Origin of the sequence: Bradyrhizobium erythrophlei, from assembly GCF_900129505.1 — a bacterium.
GTDB classification, from domain to species: Bacteria; Pseudomonadota; Alphaproteobacteria; order Rhizobiales; family Xanthobacteraceae; genus Bradyrhizobium; species Bradyrhizobium erythrophlei_D.
In genome coordinates, this window is record NZ_LT670818.1 from 6,492,846 (window position 1) to 6,509,138 (window position 16,293).

Genomic DNA, 16,293 nt, shown 5'->3' on the forward strand with positions numbered 1-16,293 from the left:
CAACCAAAGGGAGCAACGTGAACAAGGGAGATCCATCCGGTTCAGGCGCAAGCCTGTAGGACCTGCCAAGCCGAAGTGGTGAGAAGGGTCTGATGACCGGGTGGAAGTCAGACTGACTGATAGTACTCTGCGGTCGGGAGAGCCGGCTACTTGGGGAAGCGGTCAGCGGTAGTTGAATTGTTCTTGGGCAACATGGGCTCCATTCAACGGGAGTTACGGCCTTCTACTCAGTGAGAAGATCAGCTGACCATGGAAACGAAACTTGAACAGATAGCAGTGAAAGCTGTGAACCAACTGCCGAAGAGCGTGGTGCGGGAAATCCGCACGCCACGTTCTGTGGGAGCGTGCAGCGAAGCTAGCTGCCATTGCAGCGGGTGGAAGTCCCGCCGACATAGGAGTCCAATCGATGTCGTAGTTATATCCAGCGACGGTAAGGGTGACCGCTCCGTCGAAAGCCTGGACGTAAAAGCCTCCTGTGGCTGGAAGCGTGTTCCGGTCAGATCCGTCCGGGGAGGCGAGCAACCTGTCAGGCTGTAGCAGTTGTGAACCGTGCAGCCCCGAAATGAACGCCTACGTGAAACGGATTGTGGAGATATCGGGAGTGTCGAGCCAGTGTTCCCATGGCGAAGACCATGTCGGCATCGTGAATTTGGACGATACGATGTTCGAACTCCCCGGGGTCGGAGAGGGCGGCATGACAGGAAGCAATGTGCAGCGAAAGCTCGGAACCACTCGTGGGTCGCCTAGGCGCTCCCGCACAGCGAAGACATCGCGTATAAGCTGCCGTGCAGTGAAATCGCGATGTGCCCACAAGTGGGGCGGATGGGGTCGATTAAGTGATGACGGCTCGAGACAACATAACTCGAGCAAGAGCGAGGACCCCTGGGGAAGTGGTAATCCCACTTCATGGCGGTGCACGATCGAGTCGACGACCCGACACTGTGCGGGATAACTGTTGGACCACGAGGTGTACGAAGGGTGGATGCAAACTGGCCAACGCGCCGCGGATGTCGGGAGCAGACTTAAGCTCGCGTGGAAGCCGGGAAGGCCCCATCTGAAAGCCAGCCTTCCAGCCGTATCGAGGAAAACCCGCCGTACGGAATGATAGGGGGGATCGAGGAAACGTCGGCATCATGCGAAGCCCGGTCCGCGCCTCGATCCTACCCGACCGGGGGCGGGCGACCGCCTCCGGCGACCCGGTGGGTGTGGAAACGGAGTCACGGCTGAACCACTAAGGCACCGCCAGACGAAACAGGCGGCAACAGATATGTTCTACCTAAAGCCACCGCGCCACATCTCGACTCTACCCAAACGCGAAATACTCGCCGCGAGCAGATGTCTTCCGCTTTACTCCCGGAAGCGGACGTCGCCCCGTTCGTTCGGCAGGTCCGGTTCGTGCCCAAAACCTGACCTAGCGCACGGGCACCGGCGGCCGCGGCGCCGGTTCGGCCTGCGGCTGAGCCGTGGCTTGCGGTTGTGGTTCAGGTTGCTGAGGCACGAAAGCGGCTTGCGGCAACGTGGGAGTTGCTGCGGCTTGCGGGGGCGGAAATGGCGGCATCGGCTTGCGAGCCGGCGCTGCGGCCGACCGCGGCGGAGGCGCTGATGCCTTGGGCCGCAGGTTCTGCTCAGAAGCCTTGGCAATGTCGCGGGACATTTGTTCTTGGCTCGCCTTGAGCTGTTTGATGCTGGCTTTGAGCTGCTCGACCTCTTGCCCGACGGTTGCGAGATCGCCCGCCATCGACTGGAGCAGCTGCGGCTCTCCTGGAGTGGCGGCAGTAGTCGGCGCGACGCCTTCCGGGGCGGTCTGAGCCGGAGGCGCCGGTTGTGGAGGTGCTGTCTCCGCTTCGGCCGCCTGAACGGTATGTGGGCTCGGCTGAGCGGGGAGCCGCGGTTTATCCAGCGGCAGCAATGAAGTCAGCATGAACTGCGGCGCCCACTTCGCGATAATCTGTTTGGCCAGATTGCCGGAGGTCTGCCAGGCGATGGCAGCGACACCGATACACGCTGCCAGCAGGAAGCCGGTGAAGGCGCGTACCGCCGACTTGCCAATCGACGGTCGGTCGCCTGGCACTTGGACATTGTTGACGACAGCAGGGCGTAACGTCGTATCGACCGGTGGAACCGGTGGGAAGTCGGATCCCGTGCGGGTCTGCGGATTCGAAGAACGGCGCGCGGCCTCTTGCAACAGCTTGGCCAGCTTGGAAAGCTCTTCATCCGCGGGCACGACCCGAACGACATTGGGCGCGACAACAACGAAATCGTCCGGATCATCAGTTGGTCTCGGGATCAGCGTGGAATGCATTGGCGCTCCGTACATAGTCCAATGTTAACCCGCGCAAGGCGCTCGGCGGATTTACATTGGGGTCGACGACCTCTGCCCCGCCCACACTCCAGTCCGGTTTGACCAAAGCAAGGCGATACGATGGAAAGCATAGGGCCGCCAATAGCGGCAGCCTTTCGGGAACTCGGCTCAGGGAGAGCGCCAACGGCCTAGAAGAAAAGTGCTCGGCGGCATTCGATAGCGGGAATAGGTCCGATCCTGTCGCGTGACGGATTAGATCCTGTCCGCTCCGACAGTCCGCTTTGCCTCAATGAGCTGACATCGCCAGCAAGAAGCGCTTATGTCTAAAAAGTTCCAACCCAGACGCACGGCACAGAGGTTTTGACTGGTTGGATGTGAGCTATCAAGACAGGCAAGTCTTCTATCGACGAGGCTTTGACGGCCTCCGAGAACCGGGGAGGGGATGGCAGTCAGACCACCGGCAAGGAAGACGTTGCCGAGTTCCTGACCGAAGTTTTGGCAGCCGGTCCGGTTGATGTCCTAGAGGTGGAACGCCAAGCCCGGCTGGCTGGGTTGCTCGGCGACAACAAGCGAATCCGTGAAAACAAATCCTTCCGTGCTGCTCGCAAGCACCTCGGTATTCTGTCCAAGCACGACGGTTTCGGGTCGCGCTACGTCCTGAGCCCTCTTATCTGACCGGGCCCGGTGCGTCGCCCATCCGGTGCGCGCCGGCTGGGACCCGAGAAGATGTTCGATGCGATAAGGGCGGCCGGGCTCAAGCTGCGGCTTGAAGCGGATCCGGAACAGCTCGAAAAGATGCAAAAACAGATCGCGGAAAACTGTCGGCCGAGGCAGGCAAATCAGGCACGGATGAGTAATCAGGCCAACATTGATCAGCGGACTGTCGGTCGCGTGCTGATCTATCTGACGACGAAAAGAGGAGGCCTTGCCAGGCTCCGCGCTGCGGTGAAAGAAGCCCGATCAAATTGGGCGCGGCATGCGGCGAGGGCGCAACACGCCAAGGCCAAGCAGCATTTCGGAAACATATCATTCATCGGCGCCGTTCGCACGTTGCCGCCACCTGAAAACCGGACCGCGCTCGATTCCCGCGCCGAAGAAGAGGCCACCGCGGCATGACCGACCTTTCGGGTCACCAATGATGCAGGTGTGTCGCCACGTCGATCAACCCGATCATGATCAGCGTCAGCGCCACAAGCGGCCAAATAGGTCCGCGATAGCCGCTGTCGGCTTGCCGCGGCAAGCCAAAGTTTCTGGACATTGAAATTCCCTTCTGCACAACGGCCCCACTTTGCAGGTGGACCTGCCAAACATCCAGAGCATGTCCCAAAGCAAGTTGTGGAAATTGCGTTGGCAGCTTGGTTTCCGCGTGACGATAAATCGGCAGCTTTGGCTCAGTGCGTTGCGAGCGATTCCCCATCCCCGATGATCTCCGCATTGCCCGCCCGGAAAGCGCGGCGACGCGATCACCTATCCCGCGTCAGCTTGCGCTTGCCCCAATGCGTGTCTTTCCGATCGGGATTGAACTCGCGCTCGACGTGGCGGTTCAACGCTCGCAGCATACCGACGCGCGCATGCAGCAACGGGCCGCGATCTTCCGCCGCCATGATTAGGGCCTCGGTTGCCGCCTGCCACTCAGGGAGGTTCTGCTCGGCCTTCGGCAGCTTCATGATGTAGGCGGCAGCCTCATCGAGGGTGAGAAGTTGCCTGCCTTTTGGCAGCGCGATTGGATCCTCGAACGCCCGCGACCATGGCATCAGGCAAACAGCTCGGCGCCGGCGGGTGTGAACTTCACGTAGGTGCCACTCTCGTGCTTCCAGAGCCAGCCCAAGGCGATCGCGCTTTGCGAGCAAGTCTCAGTGCTTGTTGGCCGCCGCTTCCATGAAGGCGAGAACCGCCTCTGGCACCTCGTCGTATTCAACAAATCGGCGGCGTAGCTCATCGGCGATGTCCACAGTGACGTCACGGGACCAGCCCTCGGTGGTATTGAAGGCGACGATGCGGACCGGATTTTCATATTGCCCGTCGAGCAAGTTTCGGACAAGCGTCGCGCGATGGGCTCCAGCTTCATCGGTCTCACGCCATGCCCTACCGAGAGAGCCAAAATCGTCCAATACAATGTAAGTATCTTGCTCAGGCCCATGGGGCGCAATCGACGGCGAGGTACGCATAACACAAACTCCCGTTTGCAATAAATTCGTCCCCCTCTCGGCTGCTATCCTAGCACGGGCGGCCGGCTTTGTGAGATGGCTAACTGCTCCGCAGTCCTAATGACGCCAGCCCTTTTTGTCGAACTCCGTTTTGAAGCCGTCCGGCAGCCGCGGCTCTTCGTCCTTCTCGGGCAGATTGCACCACGGACATGGCATGCCGGCGCCCCCACAGGTGCAGGCATCCTTGCCTTCCCACGGTCGATCATGATGGCTTTCGCAGACCCAGCCGCAGTCCTCGCAAAGTGTGCATTTCATGACCGCGTTCAGATAGGTGGCGCGGTAAAAAATGCGACCTGGCGGTCGCATCACGATATGGCGACCTGACCCGGGGCTTGTACGGGCAGACCCGGGAGCGGGAGCGGATCCTCGAAGCGGCGCGACCAGCTCATGCGGCCATGTGGGCAGCGTAGACATGCTGATCCACGCCAGCGATATCGATCGGCTCACCGCAGAAGCACCGTGACCGGCCGTCTGTCGATTGCGTCGGCATCCTGCAGCCTTTGCCCCACATGCGATATTTCCAAGCGGTCCGCGCTCGCTCGCGGCGGTATTCCTCGAAATCGGCCTCCGAGCACTTCGGGAGATATTCTCTCCAGGCAGCCTCGAAATCGGCCCGGGCCTGTTCGAAGGTTTCGGCCGTGCCGTCGACGTGGCGACCGTGGTGCGACGGCGGATAAAAGCCGCAGTCCCAACCCCACCGGTCGACATCGACCGGAACACCGGCGCGGATCGCGATTGTGCCCACATGCACGTCGCCGTAATAGACGTGCCAGCAGTCCTGGCGTTCAGGATATCGGCGGCGGGTGAGAGCGGGCATGCGCCATTGAAGCGCGGCCGCGCGGTTAGAACAATCCGCTACTGGTTGGGGCTCGCGTGCCCCCGGTGCACATGATCAAGCTGAGTAAGGCGCGCGGATCTCAGGTTAGCACCCGCAAGACGAAACTAGGACCTGCAAATTGTTAGCTTTGGTAATCCGCAATTTAGTCTGCAGCCAATGCCGGACTACGTCGACATCATTATCCGATGACGTTCCATACGTCACTAAATCGGAATGAGCTTGATCGTCGATGTTGGGGGTGAAAGCCGTATCACTTAGTATGTTACCAAAGTTGTAACGAACCTCACGCGCGGTTGCGCTTGCAACGGCGACGAATTTGATTTTGCTTGGAAGTCCTTTGCCGCGAAGCGCGAATTTCTTCTTAATGCTCTCAATTCGGGCGTTGCCATCAGCTTCTATTTTAGATGCATCGCCCGCGAGGCAGAGTGCGCGACCGGATAATTCATGGTCCCATTTCATGCCCGGTTCAGCTGGGCCGAACTGTCCACCCTTCAGCGCCTGATAATGCAGTGTTCCGCCGCGCGTGAGATGATCTTCGTTGGTCAACACGCGAAACCAGCACGCATCGTCGTGCAGTGGCTGATCTTTGTGGAGGTTACTCCCATCGCACATGACTGACTAAGACGCGAAAATTTCGTGCAGCAGTTGGCGAGCGGCAGTCTCGACACGCGTCGTGTCAAATTGCGTTGTCTTGCCATTCTCATCGATCCGACGCGCAAAAACTCGGCCTCCCGGACCGACGTCGATCAAAATACGAACCGGCGCACCGGACACGCCAAGGCGCCACTCAAATCCGATTGTCCCATCCGCTCCTGGCGCGATGTCGGCTGGAGGAGTGTTCTGATCGAAGAGACGTTTAAAACTTCGCGCTGCTCTAACTGTGTCCGCGGTTATCGGTTGAGCGCCGTAGCCGTCCCAATCCTCGATGTCGTAGGATTCAAACGAGGTAAATTCGTCGCTCGCGGGCGCACCCGCAGTGTACCAGCCGCCGCCGACAGCTTTAATCGAAGAATCAAGAAGCATTCGTTTAGGGCCGGTCGTCGCGGAAACGGGCGCAGCTTGAAAGGCGAGGATTGATCTCACTTTATACCTTCCAGCAGGGTGATCTGCTCATCGAGCCATTTGTGAAGTCTTTTGGCCGTTACTAGGTCAAGGTAGGCAGACACCTCGACGTGACGGATCACGCCTGTGCGCGATTCGATGCGACTCGGCGTTGCCGCCGCTTCGTCGAACATCACTTCCTCCCCAGGCGTACCATTAATCGCATATTCGACCACGCGCGGTATTGGAAACCGCTCGGAGAACAGAGACATCCAAATTACTTTTTGCGGCGTCGGACCGCCTAACGCGCCATGACATGCTATCTCGCGGTAGTCAGGCGATTTGATGTAGTGAAATTGAATGTTGGTAGCGGTTTCCGCCGGGAGCACTTCTTCAGCCATGGTGGCCTCTTAGCACGCTTGCTTCCAGTTTGCGAAGGTATGAAGCCATTTGGCGTCCTGTAGGCTGCAATATCAGACCCGATTCTCGGTTAATATTCACCTACTAATCGCGGGTCCGATGGCAGCTTGGCACAATATAGGGTGAACTTCGGCCGAATTTCCACTAAAATGCGGGGCCGGCCGTACGTGTACCAGAGCAGATCAGGTGCCCGGCGGCCGCGGTCCCTCAAACTGGATCCCGCATTTCTTGGCAATTGAAGCTTGCTCGACCGCAACCATCTGCCCCTTCATCTCGGCAAGTTCGGCCGCCGTTTGCTTGTGCGCCCGACAGTGTCGCCGCCCTGGTCGAGATGGCCTGAGCCTCCATCGCCAGCTGCTGGCAGGTGTAGCTTTGATAAGCCACCGGCGAGACATAAGCCGGTGAAATGTCCGCCGCGGATGACGCGCAGCCGCCCAACGCAGCGCACAGCGCCACGAATCCCAAAGTTCGCATGATGATTGCCCCCCAGACCCGGTGGCATACAAGCGCAACTTGCGGTGGAGGGCAAGGGTAGGCGCGCGAAGGCCGTCCGTGAGGGCTTGGCAAATCAGGCTTTAGGTGCTGACCGCTTCCGGGGCTTTTTTGAGAAGGAAAATTCGCGATTGGATGGCTCCCATGGAGCGTTTCATTTTTTGGGCGATCAGCCGCGGCTTCATTCCCGAAGTTACTAGCTTGCGCAGCATATCGTCGTCCGTAAGCGTCCACGGTCGGCCTGCTGGACGAGGTCCCGTCATTTTCCCTTCGCGTTTAGCCCGATCTCGACGAGCCGGCGTTTGTTCAAGATGGTCCTTCGCTTGCGTATGGCTGGCACCGTACGTTTTAATTCCCAGGCGATCACAGCTATTTCCATTTTCGAGTCGAGCAGCGCCAATTGCGCGTCCTCCGCGAGCGTCCATGCTCGGCCAGCTGGGCGCAGGTTCATTTTGCTTTTACCCTTCAGCGCCAGCTCGACCAGGCGCCGGATGGACCCGTCGGCGCGATGAGCAATCCAGTGCTTTGTGGCTGTGCCTGGCGCTCATTCATGCCGTGCTTGGTACGGTCGCCCTCGCAGCCGGCCAGCGACAGTGCGAGAGCCAGGATTGCTAAAACGCGCATCTGAAACCTCCCTCAGTGTGTTCGGTCGATCATCTCTTCACCTTCAGCAGCCCGATCTCGACAAGCCGGCGACGTCGGCGGAGCCGGTCGCGCAACGGGAGGCGGCGGCGGCGATGTCTCGTGGCATGGATCCGCTCGCGCAATCTCATTGCTATTTCACCTTCGCCTTCAGTCGCCAATCTCTGCCTTTTGTTCACCACGTATCACTGTTCCTTTTTTTGATTTCTTCTTGTCGCTGGCGATGAGACGATCGGGCTTGCTTTCGAGATTCGCCGTAAGCTTTTCCATTATGGCACCTCGAGTTTTTTTGCTTTTCAGGGAATATCGGTGAATGATTATGGTCAGCTTGTCCTTGCCCGCATCATAGTCGTGCTCGATCTTTGGCTTTTTGGACATTTCACTCTCCTCCCGGCGCTAGGTAGATCAGCGTTTCGGCTTCGGCAGATCTGACCCGATCCTCCCGAAATTCAGAAGGCCCCTTACTCAGTCGGTGCTTGCTCACACGTCGGCATCACCAAAAACGTTTGATGGCATTCCGGCTCGTGACCATCTGGTAGCCGTCCGCAAATTCGACTAAGCAGCTATTCATCGTGCCGCGCGCCAGCACATTGCAGGGCTGGCCTTTGCGCCCTTGGCGGTCCCATCGGTAGATGTATTTCCGCTTCAGTTCGTTCTGTCGAACGAGACGCAATCGCTCAAGCTCCTCTGGGTTCATCTCTGGAGGACGGCGCAAGAAGTCTTCAAGAAAACCTTGCTGTCTCTTCTTCGCCTTCAGCCCGAGCTCGACCAGGTGGCGGATGGCATTCATCAATACGTCAGAGGTAGCACTCGTTGCAAAATGGCACCGAGGCAGATGAGGACCACGAGCAATTTGAGCAGATTCGATAGTCGGCGGTCGTTGGCAAACTTGTCGATGGCCCAAAAGCAGATTGCGCCGACGACGACAATAATCAAAACGCCGATCAAAACCGAAATCATAATCATCCCCTTCGCCGTTGATTGTAGCGACCATCAACACCGTAGCGCAGCCGGCCGACGCGCGAAAGCCGCCCCGAAGGGGCTTGGCGATCGTCAACTCGGATTCCCTATAAGGCGCACGGTTGGGTTAGCCCGCTACTTCGGCCAGCTTCAGCCATTCCGCAGCCATCTCTCTGAGGATGGTGCGCGATTCGCGAACGGCCGGAACCTTCGCCAACTGTAGGCAATGTGTAGCAAAGGCTACGTACCGTTCTCGTTCGTCGATTGATTGGTCTGCCATCGGTAAGATGCCACAAGGTTGATATCTGGTCCTAGCCCCTCTGGTGACCGACCGACCCCGATCGGTCCGTCAAGCGCATGCGAGCACGATTTCCCCCGAAGGGGAATTGGTAATTGAAAATTCAGCAAATCAGGTGCAGCTTGTTCACTGGGTTTGATCACCCGGACCAGTGACTGCCCCGAAATCCATCTAAGGATCATGCACTCGATTGGCGTCGAGGGCCGCGGGACATGAAATGCCGCTATTGCGGTATTTCGACGGACGCGCTTGGCGGCGCGGCTCCGAACGGCCAGATAATGGCCGGGGGCGAGCGTGCTGTCCAGAGGGCTTCGGCCCTTAAAAGCGTCTCGACCAGTCTCACTGGCTGGTGATCAACCCCCGGCTGCTCGGTCTGACACCGAGCGACGGCTTTGATCAGCCGAAATCAGTGAGCAAACCACCATGACCCTCGAACGTCCCATGTTTCCGCCCGTCGACCCGACGCGGCGGCGGTTTTTATCAGTTGCGGCCGCCGGCGCAGTTGCCGCTTTGCCCTTCGCTTGCGCTGCGACGGCGGAGCCGGCCCCGGATCCAATCTACGCGGCGATCGAAGCACATCGTCAGGCCCATGCGGCATCGTGCGCGGCTTCGGCCGAAGTCAGACGGCTCCGCGAGCTCGCGGACAAAATAGCTGGACCGCGCAAGATCGACGTTCCCAGCATGATCGAACCGGGCAAGATCATAAGCGCCGGCCTTTGGGGTGATATTGAGCAGGCCATTCCGCGCGCACAATTCCCCGAGCAATACGCGCATTATGCCGCGCTTCTCGACGAGCGCTGCGCCGCTCGTTTCGCCGTAACGGGCGATACAGACCCAATTGGCGACGACGCTTACGGGGCCGAGTGGGACGCGCTTGATGAATTCGCTGAGACCGCGCCAACCACGCTTGCCGGCTTTTGAGCGATGATAATTTACGCCGCGGAGTGCCGCGAGAAAGAGCCCGACGCATTCGCCGATCGCGATTGCGTATTGATCGAAACCCTTGCGACCACGGCCAAGGCCCTGATCGGGGGGCAGGCATGAGCAACATCGTCGACTTCCCGGCGGTCGAGCGCGACGTTAGTGAGCGCGAGGTCAACGACCGACATGCCGAAGCATTCCGCGATCTTGAGGGCAAAATCTCTGATTGCACGATCATGGCGATTATCGCCGTGCAGATGGCCGAGCCCTTCATAAACACCCGGAACGATGAGGCCGAACGGGCACTGTTTGCGGTGTGCCACGTCTATGAAATGTTGAAGAAGCTCAGTGCGGACTATCAAGCCGCTTTTTACGGCGAGCAGCGGGCTGGGTCATGAAGCGGCGGCGCCGAGCGGCCAGGAAGCGAAACCGGCAGCGGCTCGCCGCTCACGCAAGGCGGTTGAGGCGAGCGTAACTCAATGTTAACCACCGAAGCTCAGGGTTATATTGACCTGCTGGTGGTCACGAGTAGAAGCCGTCGCTGACCTCAAGCCAGCGGCGGCTTTTTCATAAGCGGAGGCCGGCGTGACGGGCTCTGAGCTAAAGCAGCTGCGTGAGGATCTTGGCAAAGCGATCGGCCGGCCCCTGAGTGTTGGCGACATCGCTAAGCTTTGCGGCCTGCCTCCGGAAACCGGTCCGGACACGATCGCCGGATGGGAAGCAGGCGCGGGTCCGGATGGTCCGGTCGCGGCACTTTTGTCCTTCCTAGCGGTCGGCTGTGATCACTACCCACTCGGCGAGGAGATAATCAGCGCGGGCGATGCGGAGCTTTTTCGCGCAATGATGAGGTCTGGCGTTATTCGAAGGCTCGGCTGATTGGCGCGGGCTCAGGTCCGCGCCTCTGACTTTTAGATCGGCTTGCCAAAGGCGGCCGGCCTCATCTTTTTGGCCTTCCAGTCGAAGAAATCATACATGCCCGCCCATGCGTGGACTTCGGCCTTGCAGTCCTCGCATTTGAAACTGCCGTAATGCTTGTCCGGATGTTGCTCCTGCGTAGCCTCATAGAAGGCGCCGCACTTCGGGCAGGAAAATATCACCGCGATCTGAGTTCCGCTGGCCATACCCGAAATATGCACCCCCACTCACGAATTCGCCAGCAGGGAAATGTGCCCTGGTCAATAGACCCACCGGCCGACAAGCACTGCTGACTAGACCCTCGCTGGCGCCGAGCCAACTGAGGCGTCTGTCATTCTAAAACGCGCGCCTCTTTCTACGGGACTTCCGCCGCTCTCTTCGGGCCGACAGTCGTGCTTTCCTGACCAGGTCGCGAGCCTGGTCCAATTCGCGTATGTGAGCATTGAGGGCAGCTATCGCGTCGGTGACGCCTGAAAGGCACCGCTGAAGAGTACTCATTTGAGACCCCCCTACAGCTACGGGCACAATTGCCCTAAACGTAGGTCATCGTGGCGCACTGGCCTCCACGGCTTTGCCGCCGTGCGGAGCAAGCAGCGCGGGCAGTCCCGTGGCGGGCGGGACCTATCGGCACCAAAGACACCCCCCCCCAAATTCCGGACTTACCAGGTGGCTTCCTGGAGTCATGGCGGGGCATCGCACGCGCACCCTCTATATAGGCGCGCTTTACCGCTCAATTCCACGCGGCGAGGGTGGAAGTTCAAATTCCTGGAACGCGATGACCGCCACCGGTTCGCATTCGTCGCAAAGGAAAAATCCAGAGTCGGTCTCGATCGTCGCGCAAGCAATCTGGCAGGCGTCGCAAACCCTATATCGCATGATCATCAGCAAATCCGGTCACAGTGCTCTAAATGGCTAACGCATTGCGCGTACGCAGGTTCAAACTCACGGCAATCGATTTGCAGACACGGCCGGTCTGGGGGATTTTAGGTTTATTCGCTAAGCGATTGATTTGGTTGGCTCCCCGGGCTGGACCCGCACCAGCGACTCTTCCTAGAGTCAGGGAGAGGCATCCCAATTGGGTCTCAGTGTGCTTTTGGCTGCGGACCGGATGGCGACCCGGCCGCGTGGGTCGTCGGCGGCATGTTGGCGACCGATCGCTGCAGGGCGTCGAGCCTCTCGGTTAGGGCGGCGATCTGCTCAGAGAGCTTTTTCATTTCCGCCTGCTGAGCGACAAGCTGATCTTGAACGACTTGCAATTGGTCGACAGCCTGCTGCTGGGTGACCTGGAGACCCTTGGTGGTCTCCAGAAGCTCGTCCGAAGGCCGCCGGCTACCTGCTGAAGCAGTGGGAGCGTGCGGCGCCGTTGCGACCGCGGAATTACCGCCTGCGGCCCACAAGGTTATCCAGCCGCCGCCAATGAGCACTACTGCGGCGACCAAAGTGATCACCATGCGCCGGCGCATAGCCTGCGCGGCTTGCTGCCGGCCCTGAGGAGAAAGCGCCTCGTCGGCCATCAAAACGCTCCCGCTGGTTTCCCGCTCCCGAATAAGCCAGACCCGTTGATTCCCGTGGCCTCAAGCTTGGACCCAAACGGGAAAGAACGAAATAGAACAGACGAACGGGCGAGGGGTCGGGAAGGCCCTTAAATCCTACACAACCGCACATCCCGATACTGGACGTAACGGCGCCCGTCGTCTTTCAAGACCGGTCCGCTACACTCGGCGATCCTCATGGTAGCGCATACTAAGGATGAAATGTCAGAAGACGATGCCGACAGGTTCCGTAAGCAGGCTGAGGAAGCCCGCCGGCAAGCGGAACAGTCGATAAGCCAGCTCGACAAGGAAGCTTGGCTTAAGATTGCCGTGGAATGGCTCAAGCTGGCGCAATCGGTCGATGACCGGCGCGACAAGCGCTAAATTCCAAATCGGGGCGCGAGGCTGGGTAAGATTTCCCGTCCGAGCCGATGACGCGGTCAGGTGTGTCACCTGACACGCCTGCGTTTTGACGCGCGCGGTGGACAGTCTTGTTTCCGACACCCAACGCCTCCGCTACTTGCCTGGTCGACTTGCCGGGATTGGCCGCGTCGTATGCGGCGATGCGTTGACTCTTCGACACCACCGCCGCCCCGCAATTACAGCCGGCATCCACCCCCGCAGGCCGAGGACTTGTACTCGCTACGGCCCTGCTTCGGTGGAACGAACCGGCCTCATCGAGCTTGTTCATTCTTGAGTTCCGATGGTGAGTATTTCGTAGTGTGTAAATCCCCGTCGATCGTGCCGGGCAGCGAGCCGGCCGTCTATTTCGTTATGGACGATCTAGGCAAGTTCGGCCGCGTCTGGCGAGAGGCTGACGTGGATACTACGGATTATGAAACTGTCATCCGGGATCTGTTGAGCGGCCAATACAGTCCGTCCCAGGTCATCAGCTTCAATATTGAGGAAGACTGGTCGCGCGACGTCTCCAGCGAGGTGGCTGAGGACCTGATCCAGCGATGTTATCTTGAGAAGCGGGAACTTCCTACGAGCCTGCAGGCATTCGTTGAAAGCCACGCTAAGAAGACGGCATAGAGATTCGCAAAATCAGTGAGGTTAGGGCGAAGCGAAAAACAGGTGGGGCGTGCGCCCCACCTGATCGCGTCACGGCAAGTTCACTGCCAGGCATCGGGCCGGTCGGCCGCGGCGCAAAGTGAGGATGCTCTCGCACCATTGCAGAGAGCGCGACGAAACCTGGCAGCCGCGACGAAAGACCGCGCAGTGGCGAGGCGCATCGCCGCCATGGTCGGGACCTCAATCGAAGGCTAACGAAATCGTTCCGCTTGCACCTTCCAGCCCTCAGGGGCGCGACAGCCATCCGCAGCAAGACGAGCGCAGGGTCAAATCAGCGGCGACGCCTGGCAATTTTTCTCAATGGAAGCCCCAGTGCGCTTGCCCTGCGACGTACCGCAAAAGTGGTCCGGTTCAGGGCCTTGGCAATATTCTCAGCGCTGCTCGCACTGAAGACTAGCTCTCGGAGCTCTTTATCCCTTTCGGGCGTCCAAGGCCGTCGAGGCGTCATTGTCATGTTCCCGTCGTCTTCAGCCCATCTGCAATTGCCTCAGCCTGATTTTCCTCAAGATTACCTGCAGCCGTCTGGCACGTGAACGGACGGCAGTTTCGGTCCGGTTCATCCGGATACCGATCGCTCTTGAACTGAGTCCCGTGAGCGCCAACTTCCGCAACTTATCATCGTCGGCCTGCGTCCATGGTTGAGAGAGTAGCGCTGTCTCTGTCATTTCCACCCGAGTCTCCGATTGGCGTGAGGACGGTGCGAAGCGGATGCGCTTGGCGGCGCGGCTCACTTCGTATTGGAAAGCAGCAGGTGAACGCGCGAAAGCCGCCCATCAGGGTTTGGCAGCTCAGCAATTCCGCGGCTGCCGGCGACAAAATGATGGGCTTCCGACTGATCGACCGGACCAAGGTATGGCCCCAAGTAGACCGCGCCGAACGCGAGAAGCATCCCCAGCACGACGGCTAACACCGTTGGAATTACAAAATTCAGCGTGATCACTATATGGGTCATCGCGGAGCTCGCTTTGACCTACCCCACAGCAAAATGCCACCTTCTGCTGAGTCGGGGAATTGGAAAACTAAGCTAAGCGCAACGCCCAACTCATATTCGCGTAATGGCCGCTTAACGGTCTGTGCGGGGATTTCAACAAAACCGCTCTTCACCCCTTCGCCTTCAGCCCAGCGCATCTTGGGTTCGGCGGAATAGTCGCACACGCTCAATTCTGTCGCACCGCCCACATCGATATTGAATGATGTCTATACCGTCATCGTCGGGAGAGCTTTTCTCGATCTTCATTGCCTGACTACATACGATGCAGTTCAGCAGATCGATGAGCGGGCTTTTGTCGTCGTTGGAATAGTGATGGCGGTTTCTCATTTCTTCACCTTCGGCTGATCTACCCGATCCTCCCGAAATTCTGAAGGCCCCTTAGTCAGTCTGTGCTTCCGTTGAGCAGGTTCTTCGGGCGGCGCAGCGGGATCGATCATCTTCTCGATCGCGCCACCCCAGACGCGTTCTGCGAGACGCTGGTCCGTATTGAACGCATCGGCTCATGCCGACGGCTCGTTTTCGCCGTACCGACCACGGCATGCCCGGAAGGCCCGCGAGGGCAGTTGTAGCAAAGCTGGTGGTCTCGGCCGAACTCATGGCCGAACTCGCTCAGATGATCGCGGCCGATCGTCCCGAGCTTGGCGCCGCCTTCGCTCGCCTTCCCATCGACGCCGTTGCGCATTGAGTAGGGATGGTGTGATGAAAATTGAAACGTGGCACCGGCGACAGGGCCCTAATGCTCGCAAGCCAGCTAACGCCCTAGCCGTGCTGGATTGCGTTAGAGAGTTGGTCGCGACATTCCTGCAGTCGGACACGCCAGAGCCCGCCAAGGCGCCCGTGGTAACGCTCATTCGGCCACGGCCGGACCTGTGCGCGTAAACGAGACAGCCCGCCGGTTCACGCCGGCGGGTTAACCTTCCGCAGAGGCAGACTTCAGACCCGCCGACTCAACCCGGCGGGTTTTTCTTTGGCTTTGCTGCGCGCGGCGCAATGTTGACGGCGGGCCTTTCAATCCGACGTTTCTTTGGTAAGGCCGGGATTACCAGCGAACCATACCGAGCAGCCCATCGCTGCTCGAAGCGTCTTTGAAGGTGAAGAGGAATAGCACTCATGGCTGAGGCTCCCGTTCCGGATCGCCCCAACATTCATCCCCTTAAGTTGGAATCAATGCGGCCTCGCGCAAGGGTTGCCGATCATAAAATTACTGCTATTTCAATAGGTTAACCCAATGTAATTTCGGTTACAGAGCACCATCCGGACGAGGAGGTAAGGTCGCCCTTTCACGCCGGCGGGATTTATTTTCGGCGCCTGATCGCGCCATTGCGAATTCCGGCAGGATTGGTGAGGACAGCGTTTAATGTATCCGAGCCGGTCCGTCGTTGCCCATGAAAACGCATTTTACCTCGCCGGGCTTTAGATGGAGCTCGTCAAATATCTTCCGCGTCATCTCGCCATCGACTTCGACAACGCGCTCACCTGAAGCCTCTCTCGCGGCTGCCATCGCTTCGTCGCGATTTCGAATTGCGACGGCGTATCCGCGGACGCTGTCCCTGTAGCCGTCGCCCGTGACGTCGACCTTAATCATCCAACCGATCGCCATGGCGGCCTCCTCACCTGGGTGTCCGGCGCGTCGCCGACGAATTGTTAATTCGTAGGCTTC

General features: G+C 59.1%; 25 protein-coding genes. 8 read left to right on the forward strand and 17 right to left on the reverse strand.

Features of this window, described 5'->3' with window-relative positions; genetic code table 11:
• Positions 1-1,411: 1,411 nt before the first annotated feature.
• Entirely contained in the window at positions 1,412-2,302 is an 891-nt protein-coding gene (locus tag B5525_RS30070) for a hypothetical protein (protein ID WP_079569242.1), read from the reverse strand.
• Positions 2,303-2,716: 414 nt separating this feature from the next.
• Between B5525_RS30070 and B5525_RS30075 the strand changes: the two genes are divergently transcribed.
• Both B5525_RS30075 and B5525_RS30080 read left to right on the forward strand, forming a co-directional pair.
• Entirely contained in the window at positions 2,717-2,977 is a 261-nt protein-coding gene (locus B5525_RS30075; protein WP_079569243.1) for a hypothetical protein, read from the forward strand.
• 51 nt (positions 2,978-3,028) lie between these two features.
• Entirely contained in the window at positions 3,029-3,418 is a 390-nt protein-coding gene (locus tag B5525_RS30080; protein WP_079569244.1) for a hypothetical protein, read from the forward strand.
• 13 nt (positions 3,419-3,431) lie between these two features.
• Here the strand turns inward: B5525_RS30080 and B5525_RS44605 are convergent, their stop codons facing one another.
• The 12 genes from B5525_RS44605 to B5525_RS44625 all read right to left on the reverse strand — a co-directional run bounded on the left by B5525_RS44605 (position 3,432) and on the right by B5525_RS44625 (position 8,999).
• Positions 3,432-3,719 (reverse strand): hypothetical protein, encoded by a 288-nt coding sequence (locus B5525_RS44605; RefSeq protein WP_154073517.1) that lies wholly within the window; start codon positions 3,717-3,719, stop codon positions 3,432-3,434.
• A 46-nt stretch (positions 3,720-3,765) separates the two neighbouring features.
• Positions 3,766-4,056, reverse strand: coding sequence for a hypothetical protein (locus tag B5525_RS30085; RefSeq protein ID WP_079569245.1), 291 nt, complete (start codon positions 4,054-4,056; stop codon positions 3,766-3,768).
• 99 nt (positions 4,057-4,155) lie between these two features.
• Positions 4,156-4,470 (reverse strand): hypothetical protein, encoded by a 315-nt coding sequence (locus B5525_RS30090; RefSeq protein WP_079569246.1) that lies wholly within the window; start codon positions 4,468-4,470, stop codon positions 4,156-4,158.
• A gap of 424 nt (positions 4,471-4,894) precedes the next feature.
• Positions 4,895-5,326, reverse strand: a complete 432-nt coding sequence (locus B5525_RS30100; protein WP_079569248.1) for a hypothetical protein — start codon at positions 5,324-5,326, stop codon at positions 4,895-4,897.
• Positions 5,327-5,431: 105 nt separating this feature from the next.
• Positions 5,432-5,893 (reverse strand): hypothetical protein, encoded by a 462-nt coding sequence (locus tag B5525_RS44610; protein WP_154073518.1) that lies wholly within the window; start codon positions 5,891-5,893, stop codon positions 5,432-5,434.
• 72 nt (positions 5,894-5,965) lie between these two features.
• Complete coding sequence (locus tag B5525_RS30105; RefSeq protein ID WP_154073519.1) at positions 5,966-6,430, reverse strand: hypothetical protein; 465 nt, start codon at positions 6,428-6,430, stop codon at positions 5,966-5,968.
• Complete coding sequence (locus tag B5525_RS30110) at positions 6,427-6,789, reverse strand: hypothetical protein (RefSeq protein ID WP_079569250.1); 363 nt, start codon at positions 6,787-6,789, stop codon at positions 6,427-6,429. Before B5525_RS30110 ends, B5525_RS30105 begins: the two co-directional genes overlap by 4 nt.
• A 594-nt stretch (positions 6,790-7,383) precedes the next feature.
• The gene (locus tag B5525_RS47325; RefSeq protein ID WP_276328808.1) at positions 7,384-7,512 is read right to left on the reverse strand and encodes a hypothetical protein; all 129 of its coding nucleotides are present in this window, start codon (positions 7,510-7,512) and stop codon (positions 7,384-7,386) included.
• Positions 7,513-7,559: 47 nt separating this feature from the next.
• The gene (locus B5525_RS44615; protein ID WP_154073520.1) at positions 7,560-7,751 is read right to left on the reverse strand and encodes a hypothetical protein; all 192 of its coding nucleotides are present in this window, start codon (positions 7,749-7,751) and stop codon (positions 7,560-7,562) included.
• Between the two features lie 14 nt (positions 7,752-7,765).
• Positions 7,766-7,924: a hypothetical protein gene (locus B5525_RS44620; RefSeq protein ID WP_154073521.1), complete on the reverse strand. Its 159-nt coding sequence runs from the start codon at positions 7,922-7,924 to the stop codon at positions 7,766-7,768.
• A 168-nt stretch (positions 7,925-8,092) separates the two neighbouring features.
• The gene (locus tag B5525_RS30120; RefSeq protein WP_079569251.1) at positions 8,093-8,320 is read right to left on the reverse strand and encodes a hypothetical protein; all 228 of its coding nucleotides are present in this window, start codon (positions 8,318-8,320) and stop codon (positions 8,093-8,095) included.
• A 115-nt stretch (positions 8,321-8,435) separates the two neighbouring features.
• A complete protein-coding gene (locus B5525_RS44625) occupies positions 8,436-8,999 on the reverse strand; it encodes a hypothetical protein (protein WP_154073522.1) in 564 nt (187 codons plus the stop codon).
• An 882-nt stretch (positions 9,000-9,881) separates the two neighbouring features.
• Between B5525_RS44625 and B5525_RS44630 the strand changes: the two genes are divergently transcribed.
• The 3 genes from B5525_RS44630 (at position 9,882) to B5525_RS30140 (ending at position 10,997) form a co-directional block, all read left to right on the forward strand.
• The gene (locus B5525_RS44630) at positions 9,882-10,121 is read left to right on the forward strand and encodes a hypothetical protein (RefSeq protein WP_154073523.1); all 240 of its coding nucleotides are present in this window, start codon (positions 9,882-9,884) and stop codon (positions 10,119-10,121) included.
• A gap of 119 nt (positions 10,122-10,240) precedes the next feature.
• Positions 10,241-10,519, forward strand: coding sequence for a hypothetical protein (locus tag B5525_RS30135; protein WP_079569254.1), 279 nt, complete (start codon positions 10,241-10,243; stop codon positions 10,517-10,519).
• A 187-nt stretch (positions 10,520-10,706) separates the two neighbouring features.
• Positions 10,707-10,997: a hypothetical protein gene (locus B5525_RS30140; protein ID WP_079569255.1), complete on the forward strand. Its 291-nt coding sequence runs from the start codon at positions 10,707-10,709 to the stop codon at positions 10,995-10,997.
• A gap of 32 nt (positions 10,998-11,029) precedes the next feature.
• Here the strand turns inward: B5525_RS30140 and B5525_RS30145 are convergent, their stop codons facing one another.
• Positions 11,030-11,242, reverse strand: coding sequence for a hypothetical protein (locus tag B5525_RS30145; protein ID WP_079569256.1), 213 nt, complete (start codon positions 11,240-11,242; stop codon positions 11,030-11,032).
• 876 nt (positions 11,243-12,118) lie between these two features.
• A complete protein-coding gene (locus tag B5525_RS30150) occupies positions 12,119-12,550 on the reverse strand; it encodes a hypothetical protein (protein ID WP_079569257.1) in 432 nt (143 codons plus the stop codon).
• A gap of 216 nt (positions 12,551-12,766) precedes the next feature.
• Here B5525_RS30150 and B5525_RS30155 point away from each other — a divergent pair, with 216 nt between their 5' ends.
• Both B5525_RS30155 and B5525_RS30160 read left to right on the forward strand, forming a co-directional pair.
• The gene (locus B5525_RS30155; RefSeq protein WP_079569258.1) at positions 12,767-12,952 is read left to right on the forward strand and encodes a hypothetical protein; all 186 of its coding nucleotides are present in this window, start codon (positions 12,767-12,769) and stop codon (positions 12,950-12,952) included.
• Between the two features lie 309 nt (positions 12,953-13,261).
• A complete protein-coding gene (locus B5525_RS30160) occupies positions 13,262-13,603 on the forward strand; it encodes a hypothetical protein (RefSeq protein WP_244567639.1) in 342 nt (113 codons plus the stop codon).
• A gap of 766 nt (positions 13,604-14,369) precedes the next feature.
• Here the strand turns inward: B5525_RS30160 and B5525_RS30170 are convergent.
• Positions 14,370-14,594, reverse strand: a complete 225-nt coding sequence (locus B5525_RS30170) for a hypothetical protein (RefSeq protein ID WP_079569261.1) — start codon at positions 14,592-14,594, stop codon at positions 14,370-14,372.
• A gap of 541 nt (positions 14,595-15,135) precedes the next feature.
• Between B5525_RS30170 and B5525_RS44635 the strand changes: the two genes are divergently transcribed.
• Positions 15,136-15,318 (forward strand): hypothetical protein, encoded by a 183-nt coding sequence (locus tag B5525_RS44635; RefSeq protein WP_154073524.1) that lies wholly within the window; start codon positions 15,136-15,138, stop codon positions 15,316-15,318.
• A 669-nt stretch (positions 15,319-15,987) separates the two neighbouring features.
• Here B5525_RS44635 and B5525_RS30180 read toward each other — a convergent pair.
• Entirely contained in the window at positions 15,988-16,233 is a 246-nt protein-coding gene (locus B5525_RS30180) for a hypothetical protein (RefSeq protein ID WP_154073525.1), read from the reverse strand.
• Between the last annotated feature and the right edge of the window lie 60 nt (positions 16,234-16,293).